Source organism: Variovorax multivorans, from assembly GCF_051216835.1.
GTDB lineage: Bacteria > Pseudomonadota > Gammaproteobacteria > Burkholderiales > Burkholderiaceae_C > Variovorax.
Map to the genome: position 1 here is coordinate 1 of NZ_JBPJZL010000022.1, position 18338 is coordinate 18338.

Here is an 18338-nt window from a genome sequence, read left to right on the forward strand (position 1 = left end):
GGACTCCAAGGTGATCGTGGCGATCAACAAGGACGAAGAGGCCCCGATCTTCTCGGTAGCCGACTATGGCCTCGTGGCCGACCTGTTCACGGCTGTGCCGGAACTGGTGAAGGCGCTCTGATCGCATTGCTGCACTGAGCCAGAGGGCATCGTTCGCGATGCCCTTTTCGTATCCGCTGTATCTGGAGACAAGACATGAGCTACACCGCCCCCATCAAGGACATGCTGTTCGACATCGAGCACCTGGCCAACATCGGCGAGATCGCGAAGCTGCCGGGCTTCGAAGACGCCGGCCTCGAAACCGCGCAGGCCGTGCTCGAGGAATGCGCGCGCTTCAACCAGGACGTGGTCGCGCCGCTGAACGTGGCGGGCGACCGCAACCCCTCGTCGTTCAAGGACGGCGCGGTCACCACCACGCCGGGCTTCAAGGAAGCCTTTGCGCAGTACGTGTCGGGCGGTTGGCAGGGTCTGCAGCATCCGGCGGACTTCGGCGGCCAGGGCCTGCCCAAGACCATCGGCGCGGCCTGCGGCGAGATGCTCAACTCGGCCAACATGAGCTTCGCGCTGTGTCCGCTGCTGAGCGACGGCGCCATCGAGGCGCTGCTCACGGCCGGCTCCGACGAGCTCAAGGCGGTGTACCTCGAAAAGCTCGTGAGCGGCCAGTGGACCGGCACGATGAACCTCACCGAGCCGCAGGCCGGCAGTGACCTCGCCATGGTGCGCAGCCGCGCCGAGCCGCAGCCCGACGGCACCTACAAGGTGTTCGGCACCAAGATCTTCATCACCTACGGTGAGCATGACATGGCCGAGAACATCGTGCACCTCGTGCTGGCCCGCGTGACCGGCGCGCCCGAGGGCGTGAAGGGCATCAGCCTGTTCGTGGTGCCGAAGTTCATGGTCGGCAAGGACGGCGCGCTGGGCGAACGCAACGACGTGCACTGCGTGAGCATCGAGCACAAGATGGGCATCAAGGCCTCGCCCACTGCCGTGCTGCAGTACGGCGACCATGGCGGTGCCGTGGGCTACATCGTCGGCCAGGAGAACCGCGGCCTCGAGTACATGTTCATCATGATGAACTCGGCCCGCTATGCGGTGGGCATGCAGGGCATCGCGATTGCGGAGCGCGCCTACCAGCACGCCGTGGCCTATGCAAAAGACCGCGTGCAGAGCCGCCCCGTCGATGGCTCCATCAACGCCAGCGCGCCCATCATTCACCACCCCGACGTCAAGCGCATGCTGATGACGATGCGCGCCTACACCGAAGGCTGCCGCGCGATGGCCAGCGTGGCCGCCGCTGCCTACGACGCTGCGCACCATCATCCCGACGCGGATGCGCGCAAGCAGAACCAGGCCTTCTACGAATTCATGGTGCCGCTGGTGAAGGGCTACAGCACCGAGATGAGCCTCGAAGTGGCATCGCTCGGCGTGCAGGTGCACGGCGGCATGGGCTTCATCGAGGAGACCGGTGCGGCGCAGTACTACCGCGACGCCAAGATCCTGACGATCTACGAAGGCACCACCGCCATCCAGGCCAACGACCTCGTGGGCCGCAAGACCGCCCGTGACGGCGGCCAGACCGCGAAGGCGATTGCCGCGCAGATCGAGAAGACCGAAGCCGAGCTCGCCAAGAGCGACAGCCCCGCCGCGGCAGCCGTGCTCAAGCGCCTGAAGGCCGCGCGCCTGGCGTTCATCGACGTGGTCGATTTCGTTGCAGGCCAGACCAAGGCATCGCCCAACGCGGTGTTCGCGGGCAGCGTGCCCTACCTGATGCTCGCGGGCAACCTCGTGGCCGGCTGGCAGCTCGCACGTTCGCTGATCATTGCGCAGGACCTCGCCTCGCGCAGCTTCGACACCGACTTCATGCTGGCCAAGATCGCCACCGCGCGCTTCTATGCAGAGCACATCCTCAACAAGGTGCCGGGCATCCGCGACAGCATCGTCGACGGCGCCGAGAGCGTCACGGCAATGGCGCTCGACGCCTTCTGACACGTTGCCGCTGTCGCCCATCTGACGGGCGATGGCGGCTTCTCTCTCTTATAAAACCGAACCCATCTCCGGAGACGACATGTCCAAGCTGCCCCCCGTACTCGCGAACCTGCCGCTGCCGATCATCGGCTCGCCGCTGTTCATCATCAGCAACCCCAAGCTCGTGATTGCGCAATGCAAGGCGGGCGTGGTCGGCTCGATGCCGGCGCTCAACGCGCGCCCCGCGGCGCAGCTCGAAGAGTGGCTGATCGAGATCACCGAAGAGCTCGCGGCCTACAACAAGGCCAACCCCGACAAGCCCGCCGCCCCGTTCGCCATCAACCAGATCGTGCACAAGAGCAATGACCGGCTCGAGCACGACATGGAGATGGTCGTGAAGTACAAGGTGCCGATCGTCATCACCTCGCTGGGCGCGCGCACCGACGTGAACGACGCGGTGCACAGCTACGGCGGCGTGACGCTGCACGACATCATCAACAACAAGTTCGCGCAGAAGGCCATCGAGAAGGGGGCCGACGGCATCATCGCCGTGGCGGCCGGTGCCGGCGGCCATGCGGGCGTGAAGAGCCCGTTCGCGCTCGTGCAGGAAATTCGCCAGTGGTTCGACGGCCCCATCGCGCTGTCGGGCTCCATCGCCACCGGCGGTGCGGTGCTTGCCGCGCAGGCCATGGGCGCCGACTTTGCCTACATCGGCACGGCCTTCATCGCGACCGAGGAAGCACGTGCGAGCGACGATTACAAGCAGGCCATCGTCGACGGCAGCTCGGACGACATCGTCTATTCGAGCCTCTTCACCGGCGTGCACGGCAACTATCTCGCGCCCAGCATCGTCAAGGCCGGCATGGACCCGGCCAACCTGCCCGAGGGCGACGTGAAGACCATGAACTTCGGCGGCGGCGAAGGCAGCAAAGCCAAGGCCTGGAAGGACATCTGGGGCTCGGGCCAGGGCATTGGCGCCGTGACCGAAGTGGCCAGCGCCGCGGCCTTCATCGAAAAGCTCAAGCGCGAATACCAGGAAGCAAGGCAACGGCTCGCGCTTTGACTGCCACTGCGAACGGCGCCGCGCCTGCTGCCGGCGCGCCGCCGTCATCGCTGGGACGCATGCCGCTGCTCGACGCGGCCAAGGGCATCGCCTGTGCGGTGATCGTCGGACACCATCTCTCGCGCTACGGCCCGATGCCAGCCGGCGCGTATGCGCTCGCGCCTGATTTCTTCTCGTGGCTGGCCAACGAAGGCCGGCTGGCGGTGCAGGTGTTTCTCGTCATCGCCGGTTTTCTTGCGGCCGCCAGCCTTGCGCCCGACGGCATGTTGCGTGTGGAGCGGCCGGTGACGCGCATCCTGCAGCGCTATGGGCGGCTGGTCATGCCGTACCTCGCGGCGCTCACGGTGTGCGTGCTGGTCGCGGCGGTGGTGCGGCCGTGGCTCGACGAAGAGGTGGTGCCTGCGTCGCCGACCTTCGGGCAACTCGTCGCGCACGGGCTGCTGCTGCAGGACCTGCTGGGCTACGAGTCGTTGTCGACGGGCGTCTGGTATGTAGCCATCGACTTCCAGCTGTTCGCGCTGGCGCTGGCACTGGTGGGCCTGCCCACGATGCTGCAGCGCTCGAGTGGCTCGCCGCTGCTGAGCGGGCAAGCGCGCTGGATGCCCGTGGCGCTGGTGCTCGGGCTGGCCGTGGCTTCGCTGGCGCTCTTCAATCGCAATGCCGGGCTGGACGACACAGCCTTCTATTTCTTCGGCACCTACGGCCTGGGCATGCTGGTGTTCTGGATCGGGCGCGCCACGCGGTCCAGCACATGGCAGAGCGCGATCGCACTGCTTGCGCTGGTGGGGGCGGGCGCACTGGCCATCGACTGGCGCAGCCGTATCGCCACGGCGCTGGTCACGGCGCTGCTGATCGCCATCGCGCAGCGCCGCAACTGGCTCTCGCCTAAGCACTGGCCCACCTTGGCTCTGCCTTTGCTGCGAATGGGGCGCATGTCGTACTCGCTGTTCCTGATCCATTTTCCGGTACTGCTTGCCATGAATGCGGCGGTTGCGAACTCCGGGCTGCACGGCGCGTGGTTCGACGCGGCCGGCCTTGTGGCGACCTTCGGCCTGTCAGTGGCCGCTGCGGCGCTGCTGTACCGCTGGGTGGAAGCGCGCCCCGCCTCATGGCGCGCAGTGTTCACGCTTTTTGCTGCGCTGCTGGTCACCGGGCTAGTCGTTTCTCATTAAGGACGGGGGCGCCCGCGTAGGCGCACTGGCCGAATCTTCCTGAACCCGGTTGCGCTCGAGCGCCGGAGCGTGCAGTCTGCGGGCTCGTCAGCCGCTCGCATCTTCGGTATGATTGTGGAGATTTCAGTAATTACTGAAAATACACGAAACCAAGGAATGACCAAGCACTCGCCATCCCGATCGCCGCTGCGGGCCTTCGCGTCGCCTGACGTCGGCGGGGTGGTGCAGGGTGCCGCGGCGCTGCTCTGGCTGCCGCAGGCGGCGCTGCTGGCGATGGCTGTGCAGGGCTTGGCATCGGGTCGCGGCTTTGCTGCCGTGATCTGGCCCACCGGCGCGATCCTGCTGCTCGGGCTGCTGCGGGCGGGTTGCGAGGCCTGGGGCGCTCGCCGGACCTTCACCCGTGCACGCGCACAACTCACGGTGCTGCGCGCGCAAACCGCTGCGGCGCTGGCTGGCGGCTCGCCGCTCGACCGCACCCGCGCGCCTTCCGGCCTCGCCGCCAGCGTGCTCGCCGAGCAGGCCGAGGCGCTGGTGCCGTACCTCGTGCGCTACCAGCCCGCGCGTTGGCGCGCGACGGTGGTGCCGATCTTCATCCTGTGCGCGGTGACCGCCTTTTCATGGGTGGCCGCGCTGGTGCTGCTGTTCGCGGCGCCGCTCATCCCGGTCTTCATGGCCATCGTCGGCTGGCGCGCCAAGGCTGCGAGTGAAGCGCAGATGGTGGAGATGGGAGGCATGAACGCCTTCCTGCTTGACCGCCTCCGCGGGCTGGCGACACTGCGTGCGCTCGATGCGGTGGAGACCACGGCGCAGCGGCTGGGCGATGCAGCGCAATCCCTGCGCCGGCGGACGATGGCGGTGCTGCGCGTCGCGTTTCTCTCTTCGGCCGTGCTGGAGCTTTTCTCGGCGTTGGGCGTGGCGATGGTGGCCGTGTACGTTGGCTTTCACCTGTTGGGCTCGCTCGGCTTCGGCGCCTGGGGCCGGACGCTGAGCCTGGGCGAGGGACTGTTCGTGCTGTTGCTGGCACCGGCGTTCTTCGAGCCGCTACGGGAGCTGTCGATGGTCTGGCATGACCGGGCTGCGGGCGAAGCGGCACTGGAGGCGCTCGACCGCTTGCAGCGCAACGACCTGCCACTGCCCGGCGCGAACGCTTCGCTGACACGTGCCGCAACGGGTGCGTCCACCACCGCGCCCGCAATCGCCGTCCACAACCTGCATTTCTCCTGGCCCGGCGAGCAGCAAGAGGTCTTCGAAGGCTACGAGCTTCGCATCGCAGCCGGCGAACACGTCGCGCTGACGGGCCCCAGCGGCTCTGGCAAGACTGCATTGCTCTCAATGCTCGCAGCCCTCGTGCCCGCAACGCGAGGCGAGATATCGATCGGCGGCGTGGCACTCACGGACCACACAGTGGCGGCGCTGCGTCAGCGCATGGCGTGGATGGGCCAGGCACCGCACGTCTTCGCCGGCTCGGTCGAAACCAACGTGGCATTGGGGCGCGCGGGTGTCGACACCCCGCAGGTCGCCGAAGCCATGCGCTTCGCATCGCTCGAGGCCGTGACGCAGGCGCATCCCGGCGTAACGCTCGGCGAGGGCGGCCATGGCCTGTCTGGTGGCGAAGCCGTGCGACTCGCCCTCGCGCGCATCGCGGTGCACCCGCACGCCGACCTGCTGCTGGTGGACGAGCCAACGGCGCACCTCGACACAGAAACCGCCGAGCGCGTCGCCGATGCACTGGTGGCACTGGCGTGCGGCAAGACCCTCATTGTCGCCACGCACGACCCGGTGTTGGCGGCACGCATGGACCGCGCGGTGAACCTCGGCGCAGAAACGATGGAGAAGGCCGCATGAAGGCGGCACCTCTCCACGCCACGAATTGGCGCGACCTGCGCCTGGTGCTGCGCCCCTTCCTCGCCGCTCAGCCGCGTCCTCTTCTGCTGGGCTGCCTGCTCGCCGCAGTCACCGTGCTCGCAGGAATGGCGCTGCTGGGCCTCTCCGGCTGGTTCATCACCGCGACTGCATTGGCCGGCCTGCACGCTGCCACCGCCTTCACCTTCGACGTGTTCATGCCCTCCGCCGGCATTCGCCTGCTGGCACTCGGCCGTACGGCATCACGCTATGGCGAACGCCTCGTGACCCACGACGCGACCTTCGCCGTGCTCGCCACGCTGCGCGTTCGCCTGTTCCGTGGTTGGGCAAAGGCCGAGGCGGCGCGCGAACTGCTGATGCGCCCGGCCCGCCTGCTGTTTCGTTTGACGGCGGACATCGACGCTCTGGAATCGCTCTACCTTCGCCTGCTCGTGCCGGCCGCCGCTGCGCTGGGCGCGGCATTGCTGGCGGGTGTGGTGCTCGGCTTCATGCATATCGCCATGGGCCTCGCGCTGATGTTGTGGCTCGTGACCGCCGGCTGGGGCATCGCATTCCTCGTCGCAAGGCGCGCACGCCGGCCAGCCGTGCAGCGCGCGCATGCCATCGAAGCGCTGCGCGCACGCGCGGTCGATCTTGTTGCGGGGCAGACCGATCTGGTGATGGCCGGCCGAATCGACGCGCAACGCGAGGCTTTGATGAACGCCGACATGCACCTCGCCAAGGCCGACCTGGCACTGAACAAGCTCGAAGCGGCGGCCGGCTTCGCCTATGGCAGCGCGGGTACCCTGACCCTCGTCGGCGTGCTGCTTGCCGTCGGCCTGCTGGTGGGCGAGGGCGTCATCGGTGCGCCGGCGGCGGCACTGGCGCTGCTGGTGGCGCTCACCGCGACCGAACCCTTCGCGGCCTTGCGCCGCGGTGCGCTCGATGCGGGCCGCACGTGGCTGGCGGTGCGGCGTCTTGCACCGCGCATGAGCGAGGAGTCCGCCTCAACGTCAACGTCGAACGAACCCGATGCGACGCTCGCATTGCAACTGCAGCGCGTCACTGTGGTCCACGATGGCAGTCGCACACCGGTCCTGAGCGACGTGACATTGGCCCTGAACGCGGGTGAGCGCGTCGCATTGATCGGCGCCAGCGGCGCAGGCAAGTCGACGCTGCTCGCCGCCATCGCAGGCGAAATCACGCCACAAGCAGGCAGCAAGAGCGCACAGCCCGCGTGCCTTCTGACCCAACGCACCGAACTCTTCCAGGACAGCCTGCGCGACAACCTGCGCCTCGCCGCGCCCAACGCCACCGACGACCAACTGCACGCCGTACTGCACGCGGCAGGCCTCGAAGACGAAGTGCGCGCATTGGCCACAGGCCTCGACACCCGACTCGGCGAAGGCGGCCTGGGCCTCTCCGGCGGCCAGTCGCGCCGCCTCGCACTGGCCCGCCTGCTGCTGCGCCCCGTGCCCCTCTGGCTGCTCGACGAACCCACCGAAGCACTCGACGCCGCCACCGCACACGACGTGCTGCACCGCCTCGCCCAACACGCAGGCTCGCGCACCTTGCTGATTGCCACGCACCTGCGCCGCGAAGCCGCGCTCGCCGACCGCCTCGTGTGCATGCGCCAGGGCCGCATCGTCGCCGACCTGCGGCGCGGCACCGAAGCCTTCGACGCCGCACTGCGCAGCCTGCGCCCCGACTGAACTCGCAAAAGAAAAAACAGGGAACACAAAGGAAGAACCCCCATGGACCTCGACATCGTCGCGCTATCGCGCCTGCAGTTCGCCGTCACGGCGCTGTATCACTTCCTGTTCGTGCCGCTGACGCTCGGGCTTTCGATCATCCTCGCCATCATGGAGACGGTCTACGTGATGACCGGCCGCGTGATCTGGCGCGACATGACGAAATTCTGGGGCGTGCTGTTCGGCATCAACTTCGCGATGGGCGTGGCCACCGGCATCGTGATGGAGTTCCAGTTCGGCATGAACTGGAGCTACTACAGCCACTACGTCGGCGACATCTTCGGCGCGCCGCTGGCCATAGAGGGGCTGATGGCCTTCTTCATGGAGGCCACCTTTGTCGGCCTGTTCTTCTTCGGCTGGGACAAGCTCTCCAAGGTGGGCCACCTGATCTCGACATGGGCCGTGGCCATCGGCTCCAATTTCTCGGCGCTGTGGATTCTCATCGCCAACGGCTGGATGCAGAACCCCGTGGGTGCAGCCTTCAACCCGCAGACCATGCGCATGGAAGTGACCGACTTCGCCGCAGTGCTGACCAACCCGGTGGCACAGGCCAAGTTCGTGCACACCGTGTCGGCCGGGTACGTGTGCGCCGCCGTGTTCGTGCTCGGCGTGTCGGCCTGGTATGTGCTCAAGGGCCGTCACCTCGAGCTGGCCAAGCGCTCGATGACGGTCGCGGCCTCGTTCGGCCTGGCCGCCGCGCTCTCGGTGGCCGTGCTCGGCGACGAGAGCGGCTACCTCTCTGGCGAGCACCAGAAGATGAAGCTGGCCGCCATCGAAGCCATGTGGGAAACGCAACCCGCACCCGCTGCCTTCACCGTCATCGGCTTCCCCGACCAGGAAGCGCGCGAGACGCACTACGCCATCCATATCCCCGGGGTAATGGGCCTGATCGGCACGCGCTCGCTCAACACCGTGATGCCCGGCATCGACGAACTGGTGAAGCGCGCGGAGGCCCGTATCCGCGAAGGCCTCAAGGCCTACGACGCGCTGCAGAAGATCCGCGAGGCAGGCGGCACCGGCAAGGTAACGCAGGGTGTGCGCGGCGACTTCGAGGACAACGGCATCAACATGGGCTACGCGCTGCTGCTCAAGCGCTATGTGGACGACCCGCGCCAGGCCACCGACGAGCAGATCACCAAGGCCGCATGGGACACCGTGCCGCAGGTGGCGCCGCTGTTCTGGCTGTTCCGCGTGATGGTGGGCATCGGCATGCTGCTGATCCTGCTGACAGGCACCTTCTTCGTGCTCTCCGCGCGCCGCAAGCTCGACAGCTACCGCTGGCTGCTGAAGCTCGCCGTGTTCGCGATCCCGCTGCCGTGGATCGCCATCGAGTCGGGCTGGCTGGTGGCGGAGTTCGGCCGCCAGCCGTGGGTGATCGAAGGCGTGCTGCCTACCGCAGTGGCCGTGTCGAACCTCGGCGTGAAGACGCTGCTGCTCACGCTCGCGGGCTTCATCGCGATCTACACCACGCTGCTCATCATCGAGATGAAGCTGATGCTCAAGGCCATCCGCAAGGGGCCTGAAGCCGAGCACGCTCCCGACGAGGGCGACACGTTTTCGCACATTCCGCCGGCCCACGCAGGCGCGGCCATTCCTTCTCCTTCCACCGGGAGCGCAGCATGATCCTCCACACACTCCTCGACTACGACACCCTGCGCATCATCTGGTGGCTGCTGATCGGCGTGCTGCTGGTGGGCTTCGCCGTGACCGACGGCTTCGATCTGGGCAGCGGCATGCTGCTGCCCTTTGCCGCGCGCAACGACATCGAACGCCGCGTCGTCATCAACAGCGTGGGCCCGGTGTGGGAAGGCAACCAGGTGTGGCTGATCCTCGGTGGCGGCGCGATCTTCGCGGCATGGCCGCAGCTGTACGCCGTGTCTTTCTCGGGCTTCTACCTGGCGATGTTCGTGATTCTCACGGCGCTGATCCTGCGGCCCGTGGCCTTCAAGTTCCGCAGCAAGCGCGAGTCGCCGCAATGGCGCGCGCGCTGGGACTGGGTGCTGTTCTTCAGCGGCTTCGTGCCTGCGCTGATCTGCGGCGTGGCCGTGGGCAACGTGCTGCAGGGCGTGCCGTTCCGCTTCAGCGCCGACATGCACATCTTCTACGACGGCAGCTTCTTCGGCCTGCTGAATCCGTTCGCGATCCTGTGCGGGCTGGTGTCGGTGGCGATGCTGGTGATGCATGGTGCCTCGTGGCTGCTGCTGAAGACTGCCGGGCCGGTGGCCGAGCGCGCTCGCACCTACGGCATGGTTACGGCGGTGCTCACCATCGCGCTGTACGCGCTGGCCGGTGTGCTGCTGGCAACGAGCATCGGCGGCTACCGCATCAGCAGCGTGGTCGATGCGGTGGGGCCGTCGAACCCGATGCTGAAGACAGTCGAACTGCACGCAGGCGCATGGACCGCCAATTACGCGGCGCACTCGTGGACGCTCGCCGCACCGGCAGCCGGCTTCGTCGGCGCGCTGGGTGCATTGCTCGGGCTCGCGCTGCGCCGCCCCGTGCTCGCGCTGCTGACGGCGGCGCTCGGCATCGCCGGCATCATCCTCAGCGTGGGCGCGTCGATGTTCCCGTTCATCCTGCCGTCGTCGATCGATCCGCGCGCCAGCCTCACGGTGTGGGACTCGTCGTCGAGCCACCTCACGCTGTTCATCATGCTGGTGGTCACGGCCTTCTTCATTCCGCTGATCGTGGCCTACACCAGCTGGGTCTATCACGTGCTGTGGGGCAAGGTCGACGAGCAGGCCATCCGCGATGAGAGCGGCCACGCCTACTGAACGAACGGAGGAGAAAAAAGATGTGGTACTTCGCCTGGATACTCGGCCTGCCGCTGGCAGCCGCTTTCGCCGTACTCAATGCGATGTGGTACGAACTCATGGACGACGAGGCCGTGCGCAAGGCCAAGCTCGGAACGCCCGAATCGCCGGCGGGGCAGGAGCGGCTTTAGAGACTCCAGGCAGGCCTATTCGGCCGCCTTCTTCTTCGACGCTGCGCCGCCGGTGATGCGGTCCTTGAGCGTCAGCACCTTCGTCACGGTCGCGCCCATGCCCATGAGCTTCATGGCGGTTTCGGGCGCGAGCCGCTGCACGTCGTCGAACCACTTCATCAGCCGGTCGATCAGGTCGTGCATCTCGCGCATGCGCTCCTGCGCATGGCGCTCGGCGTCGCTCGTGGCCGATTCGAGCAGGGCGTTGCGCAGCATCGAGAGCGTGGGTTCGATCTCGCGGCGGCGGCGCTCCTCGGCCAGTACGCGAAAGATTTCCCACACGTCCGAAGGCGCCTCGAAGTATTCGCGCCGGTCGCCCGGGTGATGCCGCAGGTGCACCAGCCGCCAGGCCTGTAGCTCCTTCAGGCCCATGCTGACGTTCGAGCGCGAGAACTCGAGCAGTTCGGCGATCTCGTCGGCGTTGAGCGCGCGCTCCGACAAGAAGATCAGCGCATAGATCTGCCCGACGGTGCGGTTGATGCCCCACTTGCTGCCCATCTCGCCGAAATGGGCGACGAACTGGCGGTTGAGAGGCGGGAGATCGGAAGAGGTTGCCATGCGCGGGATTGTCGCGCGCTGCATCCCGTAATTGCAGAAGCTCCCGGAATCTTTGGAATAGTCCAAAAGTTTACAAAATTCACCGATATATGGGATAGCGGGATGTATTTTTGTTAACAAAAATAAACATTCATAAAGCTTACGCACAAATGTGGTGCGCGTTTGGCTTCTCGTTAACGGTTTCGGTCCTGCTGAAACCTCGCGGGGCCGGCCATCGCGGGGGTAGGCGACAACTGCTGCAGCAACGGCGCTGCAGTGTGGATCGGGCCGACGGGTCGGGCCCGCATCGTTACAAAGGTGGCATTGAATGGGCGAGATTTTCAGAAGGCCTCAACCCCGCAAGGGGCTGTCTTGGACCGGCGAGCGCTTCACCACGATCGCGCGCGGGGAAGTGGAAATCGAGCACCTGCACAGGTACTTTGTCGCCCGCGAGATGTGCAGGGGCCTCGACGTACTCGATGTGGCGTCCGGCGAAGGGTACGGCTCCGCGCTGCTGGCGCAGAGCGCGAAGTCGGTCGTGGGCGTGGAACTGTCCCAGGAAACGGTGGATCACGCCAAGCGCGAGTACACCGCGGACAACCTGCGGTACGTGCAGGGCGATGCCCGCCGGATTCCCGCGCCCGACCACTGCGTGGACGCCGTGGTCTCGTTCGAGACCCTCGAACACTTCTACGAGCACGAGGCCTTCTTCAAGGAGGTACGCCGGGTGCTGCGGCCGAACGGATTCCTGCTGGTCTCGACGCCTGACCTGAACGTGTATTCGATCTCGAACACCGAGCCCAATCCCTACCACGTGCACGAGCTGACCCATCAGGAATTCGACGCAGTGCTGCGCAGCCATTTCCCGAGCGTAGCGATCTGCGGACAGCGCATGCTGGCCGGCTCTGTGCTCGCCCAGCCGGATTCCGTCATGCAGGAACTGCTCACCTTCGAGCGCCGCGGCGGCGACCACTACGAGATGGGGCGCGGCGTCGTCAGGGCCAAGTATCTGCTCGGCGTTGCCGCCCTCGGCGAGCAGTTGCCCGCCATTCCCGCCAGCGTTTTCGTGGAGGACACAGCCGTCGAGCAGATGCTCGCGGCGGTGGGCCAGGTCGCCGCGCTGCAACAGGACAGCAGGGAGGTCAGGGCCGAGCTGGAACGCGCGGGCGGCTACGCACGTTCGCTGGAGGCGGCGCTCAACGACAGGAACCAGGCGCTGCAGAACGTTCAGCAACAAGCTCAGGCGCTCCTGAACGAACTCCAGCGCGCCGAAGGCTATGCGCATACGTTGGCAGCGGGCCTGAAGGAGAAGCACAAGGCGCTCGAAGAGGCCCGCGCATGGAGTGAGACGGTCCAGCAGTCGCAGAACGCAGCCAGCGCCGAGCTGGCCCGGCTCTCCGCCCAGTTGGCCGAAACCCGGCACCAACTGGCGCACGCAGCGTCGGGGCTCGATGACACTTCGGCGCGGTTGCACGGCGTGCTGGCATCGACCAGTTGGCGCGTGACCGCGCCGCTGCGCGACCTCAGTGCAAGCTTCCCGAGGGTGCGCGCTTTCGCTTCGCGGCAGCTGGCCGCCCATCCGCGCCTCAGGACGGTCGCGCGCCGCGGCATCAAGGCCATCTGGTGGACGGCGACGGGCCAGCTCGGAAAGAAGCTGGCGGCCCGGCGTGCGCGAAAGAGCAGCGCGGCCACGCAGCCCGCGGAAGCGGCTCCTGCACCCGCGCCGGCACCTGTGCAGACCACCGCTCCCTCCGGGATTCCTTGCGTCGTGCCTGTCGCGCAGGCGGCTGTCGCCATTGCGGAAGAGGCGACGCCCCTCACGCCGAAGCAACTGGCCATGCAAGAGGCACAGCGCGAGCTGGAGTGCTTCCTCGACGCGGGTGAGCGCCTCGCGCTGCGCAGCGAACGGCCCCCGCTGATCTCGGTGCTGGTCGTCACCTGGAACGCTGCCTACTTCACGCTCAAGTGCCTGCGCGCGCTTGCGGCGGAGATGAAGCTTGCCGACACGCCGCCTTTCGAGGTCATCGTGTTCGACAACGCCTCGACCGACCGCACTGCCGAACTGCTGGCGCGGGCCGACGGTGTGCGTGTCATCAACAGCGCATCCAACATCGGTTTCCTGCGGGGCTGCAACGAGGCCGCACCGCAGGCCAAGGGCCAGGCCCTGCTGTTGCTCAACAGCGACGCCTTCGTGCGCGCGGGCACGCTGCGTGCGGCGTGGGAGCGCCTGCGGTCGGCGCCCGATGTCGGCGCGGTCGGTGCCCGTCTGGTCCACACCACCGGCCTGCTGCAGGAGGCCGGCGCGCTGGTCTGGGCCGACGCAAGCACGCAGGGGTATTGCCGCGGCATGGCTGCCGAGACCGACGAGGTCATGTTTGTGCGCGACGTGGACTATTGCTCGGGTGCGTTCCTGATGACCAAGCTGAGCGATTGGCACGGCCTGGGCGGCTTCGACGAGCGCTATGCGCCGGCCTACTACGAAGAAGTGGACTACTGCCTGCGGCTGCGCGAGCGGGGCCTTCGCGTGGTCTACGAGCCAGGGGCTTGCGTCGATCACTTCGAGTTCGGCAGCGAGAGCAAGCGCGGCGATGCGATCGAGCAGAGCATCAGGAACCAGAAGAAACTGCGCGAAAGGCATGCGCGCTTTCTTCGAACCAGCTGCCTGCCGCCGAGCGCACCCAACGTGCTGTTTGCCCGCACCGCTTCGAAGCCTCGCATGGGGCGTCTGCTGGTCATCGACAACGAGGTGCCGTTCGAATCCCTGGGGTCGGGCTATCCGCGCTGCAGGGCCATGATCAATGCGGCGTCGCAGGCGGGCTGGGCGGTCACGTTCTTCTCGCTGCACAACCCGAACACGGATTGGGCCCGGGTACGCGCGGAATTCAACCCCGACGTCGAGTTCATCGTCGACCGGACGGTGATGCGCCTGCCGGAGTTCCTGCAGGAGCGCCACGGCTACTACGATGCGGCCATCGTCAGCCGGCCCGACAACATGCGCCTGGTGTCGAAGGTGCTGGAGTTTTCTCCGCATCTTCTGCGAGGCACCCGGATCGTCTACGACGCGGAGGCGTTGTTCGCCACGCGCGCCGCGCTCGAGGCGACGTGGGCGGGACGCGCGACCCAGCCGTCCGCCACGCAGGAAGCGATCAGCGAGGAAGTCTCGCTCGCGCTGGACGCCGATGCCGTCATCTGCGTGAACGAGCTCGAGGCTGTGCAGTTCCGCAACCGCCTGAAGGTGCCTGTGAGCGTGCTCAGCCATGCAGTGAAGGACGTGGGCGCCATGGTGCCTTTCGAGAGGCGCCGCGGATTCTTGTTCGTGGGCCGGCTGCTGGAGCCGTCCGCGCCGAACTGGGTCGGCCTGGCCTGGTTCATCAAGGAGGTCTGGCCGCAGATCCGGGCGCGGATCAAGGATGCGACCTTGGACATCGTCGGGCATGTGGGGCAGGATCGCGCGGAACTGATGGCGCCCGGCGTGCGCATCCTGGGTGCCGTGGAGGACCTGTCGAGCGTGTTCGCTTCGGCGCGTGTCTTCGTCGCACCGATTCACTTTGCAGCAGGCATTCCGATCAAGATCCTCGATGCATCGGCCGCGGGGCTGCCGGTGGTGGCCACCCCGCTCATGGCCGAGCAGCTCGACTGGTCCGTACCGCTGGAAATCCGCACCGCGGCCCTGGCCGACAGCTTCGCGGAGAACGCGGTCGAGTTGCACGAACAGGCGGCCATGTGGGTTGCGCAGTCCGCGGCGGCACGCGCTCGCGTGGCGCGCGACCACAGTGCGCAGGCCTTTGCATCGAGTCTCTCGCTGATCCTCGGCTCGGACGCCCCTCCTGCGGCCGTGTCCGCACCGCCCGCCGTGCTTGCACTGCCCGCGGCCATCAAGAAGCTGTCCTCGGTTCGTCCGAAGGTGGCTCATGCGTGAGATGCAAGCACCGGCCTCGTTCACGGAATCCCAGCGCACGGCCTATGCCCTGATCCGCCGCAGCGGCTTGTTCGATGCGCATTGGTACACCTCGCAGCTGGTGAACATGGCCTTGCCGTCGGACCTTGTCGCGCACTACGTGACCGAGGGCGTCTTCCTGGGGCTCTGGCCCAATCCCTACTTCGATGGCGACTGGTACCTGGTGAAGTACCCCGACGTGGCGGCGGCCGGTGTCAATCCATTAGCGCACTATGTGGAATTCGGCCGCTCCGAAAGACGCGCGCCGCGCGGCTCGGTCGACCCCTACCTCGAGGACGCCCTGGGTCGAATCTCCCAGCTCGAGTACAAGCTGGCCCACGAGCAGCAGCGCGTCGACCACCTGCTGGGCGAGGTCGAAGGAATGGCGCACTTCAGGGACGAGTTCGAGAAGGTGCGTCACACGAAGTCCTACCAGGCGGTCTTCGAGGAGCCGGCGCCCCTGGTCACGGTCAGCATCGCGACGGCCGGCCGGCCGGACCTGCTGATCGAGCGCTGCCTGGCGTCGGTGATGAACCAGACCCATGAGAATTTGCAGATCCTCGTCGTTGGCGATCATTGCACCGACGACACTGAGCAACGCCTGCGCGCGTTGAACGACCCGCGCATCGAATTCCACAACATGCCCCGCCGCGGGCCCTATCCGCGGCCCGGGCGCGACCGCTGGCTGGTTGCCGGTACCGAGCCGGCCAACGTGGCTCGCCCTCTTTCGAGGGGCAGCTTCATCACCTACCTCGACGACGACGACGCCTTCGAGCTGCATCGGATCGAACGGCTGATCGATGTTTCGCGCGAGACACGGGCGGACTTCATCTGGCACAGCTTCTGGTTCCTGCAGCGCGACGGTTCCTGGGTGCCCCATGGCAATGGGCGTTTCGAGCACGGCGAGGTCGGCACCTCGATGGTGTTTCACCATGGATGGTTCAAAATCCTTCCGTTCGACGTTCGCGCCTACAGGGTGCAGGAGCCGGGCGACTGGAACTTCGCGCGGCGGATCAACTACCTTCGTCCGAACAAGCACTTTCTTCGCGAACCATTGACGCGCTACTACAAGAACTATGGTGAAACCTCCTTCGTGGCGCAGGAAGGCGAGGAGTTTCTTGACTGACGACAGCGCGGCGGTCCGGCGCGGCATCGCAAGTCCCTACGCCTGCAGGCGCTATGCCGAAGCGGTGGCACAGGGGGCCGCGCCGATCCCGCTGCAGCGCTCGGGCGGCTGGCTGCTTAGCCACGTCGTCGGCACCACGGGCCGCCGGGACGCGCGCGCGTGCTACCCGCTTTTCGGTTGCCACGATTGGGCGCTGCTGCCGTACGATCTGGCCGCGCTCGACGACAGCCTGGTCAGCGTGACCGCCGTGATCGATCCGTTGCATGACACCGACGAAGAAACGCTGCGCCTCGCTTTTCCGGATCTGCTGAAAATCTACAAGATGCACAACGTTGTCGACCTGAACCCGCTCGGCGATGCGTTGGCGGCCGTCTCCAGCCATCATCGGCGCAACATCAAGCTCGCCATGGACGCGGTCGATGTCGAAGTCTGTGCCCAACCCGCCGCGTTCGCCGCCGAGTGGCTGAGCCTTTACGGCGCGCTGGCCGAGCGGCACGACATTTCGGGCGCCGCCGATTTCTCGGCGCAGAGCCTGGTCGCCCAGCTCGGCTTGCCAGGGTTGACCGCGCTGCGGGCCGTGCGCAACGGCGATACCGTCGGCATGACCCTGTGGCTCGCGAACGAGCGCCACGCCTACTACCACCTCGGCGCGTACAGCGAGCAGGGCTATGCCCACCGCGCCTCGTTCGCCATGTTCAGTGCGGCAATCGAGCACTTCGCGGAACTCGGCCTCGCCTGCATCAACCTCGGCGCCGGCGCGGGCGTCACAGGCGACGCCGCGGATGGGCTGAGTCGTTTCAAGGAGGGCTGGGCAACGCGGCAGCTGCCGGCATACCTGGGCGGGCGCATCGGTGACCGGGCAGCCTATCGTTGCCTGAGCGAGGCCAGCCCGCAAGAAGAGCCCGGTGGCTATTTCCCCGCCTACCGTGCGCCGGGAGCCGGTCGTGGATGATTCGGCGGCGCGCATGGCATCGGGTGTCCCCATGGTCAGGAAGATCCCCTTGGCCGACCGGGACGGCTGGCGCGGTGCGCTCGAAGGCATTCCCCACGGATTCGGACACACCTGGGAGAGCTGTGCCGCAGTCGAGCTGACGACTGGCCTGCCGACCTTTCTCTACGCCGACGAAACGCCGGGGCTTCGCGTGGTGTCGCCGATCTGCGAGCGTAGCTTTCAGGGCCATCTCGACGTGGTCACGCCCTACGGCCTGTCCGGCCTGGCCGGCGCTGCGCTGCAAGCGGGCGCCGGATACGACCGCTGGGTGGCGTTTGCACGGCAGCAAGGCTATGTGTGCGGCTACATCACCGTCCATCCGCTGTTTGCCCCTGCGGAATGTGCGAGCCTGCCGGAATATGCCGCGCACAACGACCTCTACGTGCTCGACTTGCGTGCGCCGCAGCAGGCGCTGCTCGACGCCATGTCGCAGAACCCGCGGCGCGTGCTCAAGGCCTTCGAGCGCAGCGATGCCAGCCTCGTCGACGATCGGCAGGCGCTCCTTGCCTTCCTGAAGGAAAACGCCGACGAGTTCATGGAAAGCAAGAACTTCAGCGGCCAGTCACGGCTGAATGCGCGCAGCCTCGAGGCTTTGGGCCATGCGGACAACACTCTCGCTATCGGGGTTCGAATCGACGGTGACATCGTTGCCGCGGCGCTGTACGGCTATTCCGATTTCTGCGCCGACATGTCGTTGGTGGTGATTCCGCCCGCGGGCCGCGGGACCATGACGGCGTTGATCTGGGGCGGCATCCAGCGGCTCAAGGGCCTCGGCGTTGCGCTGCTCAACCTCGGCGGCGGTATCCGACGCGACGACGGTGTGGCGCAATTCAAGGAGCGCTTCGGCCCGAGGAAGTGTCCCCTCGGCGCGCTCAAGCAGGTGTACAGGCCGGACATCTTCAACCGGTTGTGCGAAGCGCACGTTGCGGCGCCCACTGCTTTCTTTCCCCCTTACCGCGCCTGAAAACCGG

At 66.7% G+C, this 18338-nt stretch carries 13 protein-coding genes and 1 pseudogene; 13 read left to right on the forward strand and 1 reads right to left on the reverse strand.

Features of this window, described 5'->3' with window-relative positions; translation table 11 throughout:
• The 9 genes and pseudogenes from ACSFCA_RS33600 to cydX all read left to right on the forward strand — a co-directional run.
• Nucleotides 1-121: pseudogene (locus ACSFCA_RS33600) on the forward strand (electron transfer flavoprotein subunit alpha/FixB family protein); the annotation flags it as partial.
• Nucleotides 122-195: 74 nt separating this feature from the next.
• Complete coding sequence (locus ACSFCA_RS33605; protein WP_435462532.1) at nt 196-1986, forward strand: acyl-CoA dehydrogenase; 1791 nt, start codon at nt 196-198, stop codon at nt 1984-1986.
• A 79-nt stretch (nt 1987-2065) separates the two neighbouring features.
• The gene (locus tag ACSFCA_RS33610) at nt 2066-3028 is read left to right on the forward strand and encodes an NAD(P)H-dependent flavin oxidoreductase (protein WP_093050722.1); all 963 of its coding nucleotides are present in this window, start codon (nt 2066-2068) and stop codon (nt 3026-3028) included.
• A gap of 59 nt (nt 3029-3087) precedes the next feature.
• Nucleotides 3088-4200: an acyltransferase family protein gene (locus ACSFCA_RS33615; RefSeq protein ID WP_435462579.1), complete on the forward strand. Its 1113-nt coding sequence runs from the start codon at nt 3088-3090 to the stop codon at nt 4198-4200.
• Between the two features lie 156 nt (nt 4201-4356).
• Nucleotides 4357-6045: a thiol reductant ABC exporter subunit CydD gene (gene cydD, locus ACSFCA_RS33620; protein ID WP_435462533.1), complete on the forward strand. Its 1689-nt coding sequence runs from the start codon at nt 4357-4359 to the stop codon at nt 6043-6045.
• A complete protein-coding gene (gene cydC / locus ACSFCA_RS33625) occupies nt 6042-7754 on the forward strand; it encodes a thiol reductant ABC exporter subunit CydC (protein ID WP_435462534.1) in 1713 nt (570 codons plus the stop codon). Before cydD ends, cydC begins: the two co-directional genes overlap by 4 nt.
• A gap of 42 nt (nt 7755-7796) precedes the next feature.
• Nucleotides 7797-9416: a cytochrome ubiquinol oxidase subunit I gene (locus ACSFCA_RS33630; protein ID WP_435462535.1), complete on the forward strand. Its 1620-nt coding sequence runs from the start codon at nt 7797-7799 to the stop codon at nt 9414-9416.
• Nucleotides 9413-10567: a cytochrome d ubiquinol oxidase subunit II gene (cydB, locus tag ACSFCA_RS33635; protein ID WP_435462536.1), complete on the forward strand. Its 1155-nt coding sequence runs from the start codon at nt 9413-9415 to the stop codon at nt 10565-10567. Before ACSFCA_RS33630 ends, cydB begins: the two co-directional genes overlap by 4 nt.
• 20 nt (nt 10568-10587) lie before the next feature.
• Entirely contained in the window at nt 10588-10737 is a 150-nt protein-coding gene (cydX, locus tag ACSFCA_RS33640; RefSeq protein ID WP_258354072.1) for a cytochrome bd-I oxidase subunit CydX, read from the forward strand.
• Between the two features lie 15 nt (nt 10738-10752).
• Here cydX and ACSFCA_RS33645 read toward each other — a convergent pair whose 3' ends face one another.
• Nucleotides 10753-11334, reverse strand: a complete 582-nt coding sequence (locus ACSFCA_RS33645) for a GbsR/MarR family transcriptional regulator (RefSeq protein WP_435462537.1) — start codon at nt 11332-11334, stop codon at nt 10753-10755.
• Nucleotides 11335-11641: 307 nt separating this feature from the next.
• Between ACSFCA_RS33645 and ACSFCA_RS33650 the strand changes: the two genes are divergently transcribed.
• From ACSFCA_RS33650 to ACSFCA_RS33665, 4 genes are read left to right on the forward strand one after another with little or no spacing between them, the layout of a single operon-like run.
• A complete protein-coding gene (locus ACSFCA_RS33650; RefSeq protein ID WP_435462538.1) occupies nt 11642-15232 on the forward strand; it encodes a methyltransferase domain-containing protein in 3591 nt (1196 codons plus the stop codon).
• Nucleotides 15225-16376, forward strand: a complete 1152-nt coding sequence (locus tag ACSFCA_RS33655) for a glycosyltransferase family 2 protein (RefSeq protein ID WP_435462539.1) — start codon at nt 15225-15227, stop codon at nt 16374-16376. The genes ACSFCA_RS33650 and ACSFCA_RS33655 overlap by 8 nt, the downstream gene beginning before the upstream one ends.
• A complete protein-coding gene (locus ACSFCA_RS33660) occupies nt 16369-17328 on the forward strand; it encodes a GNAT family N-acetyltransferase (protein WP_435462540.1) in 960 nt (319 codons plus the stop codon). The genes ACSFCA_RS33655 and ACSFCA_RS33660 overlap by 8 nt, the downstream gene beginning before the upstream one ends.
• Nucleotides 17321-18331, forward strand: coding sequence for a hypothetical protein (locus tag ACSFCA_RS33665; RefSeq protein WP_435477470.1), 1011 nt, complete (start codon nt 17321-17323; stop codon nt 18329-18331). The genes ACSFCA_RS33660 and ACSFCA_RS33665 overlap by 8 nt, the downstream gene beginning before the upstream one ends.
• The last annotated feature ends 7 nt before the right edge of the window (nt 18332-18338 follow it).

Excerpts from the sequence above, each read along its gene's own strand:
- ACSFCA_RS33615 (WP_435462579.1), top strand. The coding sequence starts at position 3,088 with ATGCCGCTGCTCGACGCGGCCAAGGGCATCGCCTGTGCGGTGATCGTC.
- cydC (WP_435462534.1), top strand. The coding sequence starts at position 6,042 with ATGAAGGCGGCACCTCTCCACGCCACGAATTGGCGCGACCTGCGCCTG.
- ACSFCA_RS33645 (WP_435462537.1), bottom strand. The coding sequence starts at position 11,334 with ATGGCAACCTCTTCCGATCTCCCGCCTCTCAACCGCCAGTTCGTCGCC.
- cydD (WP_435462533.1), top strand. The coding sequence starts at position 4,357 with ATGACCAAGCACTCGCCATCCCGATCGCCGCTGCGGGCCTTCGCGTCG.
- ACSFCA_RS33655 (WP_435462539.1), top strand. The coding sequence starts at position 15,225 with ATGCGTGAGATGCAAGCACCGGCCTCGTTCACGGAATCCCAGCGCACG.
- ACSFCA_RS33630 (WP_435462535.1), top strand. The coding sequence starts at position 7,797 with ATGGACCTCGACATCGTCGCGCTATCGCGCCTGCAGTTCGCCGTCACG.
- cydX (WP_258354072.1), top strand. The coding sequence starts at position 10,588 with ATGTGGTACTTCGCCTGGATACTCGGCCTGCCGCTGGCAGCCGCTTTC.
- ACSFCA_RS33650 (WP_435462538.1), top strand. The coding sequence starts at position 11,642 with ATGGGCGAGATTTTCAGAAGGCCTCAACCCCGCAAGGGGCTGTCTTGG.
- ACSFCA_RS33610 (WP_093050722.1), top strand. The coding sequence starts at position 2,066 with ATGTCCAAGCTGCCCCCCGTACTCGCGAACCTGCCGCTGCCGATCATC.
- ACSFCA_RS33605 (WP_435462532.1), top strand. The coding sequence starts at position 196 with ATGAGCTACACCGCCCCCATCAAGGACATGCTGTTCGACATCGAGCAC.
- cydB (WP_435462536.1), top strand. The coding sequence starts at position 9,413 with ATGATCCTCCACACACTCCTCGACTACGACACCCTGCGCATCATCTGG.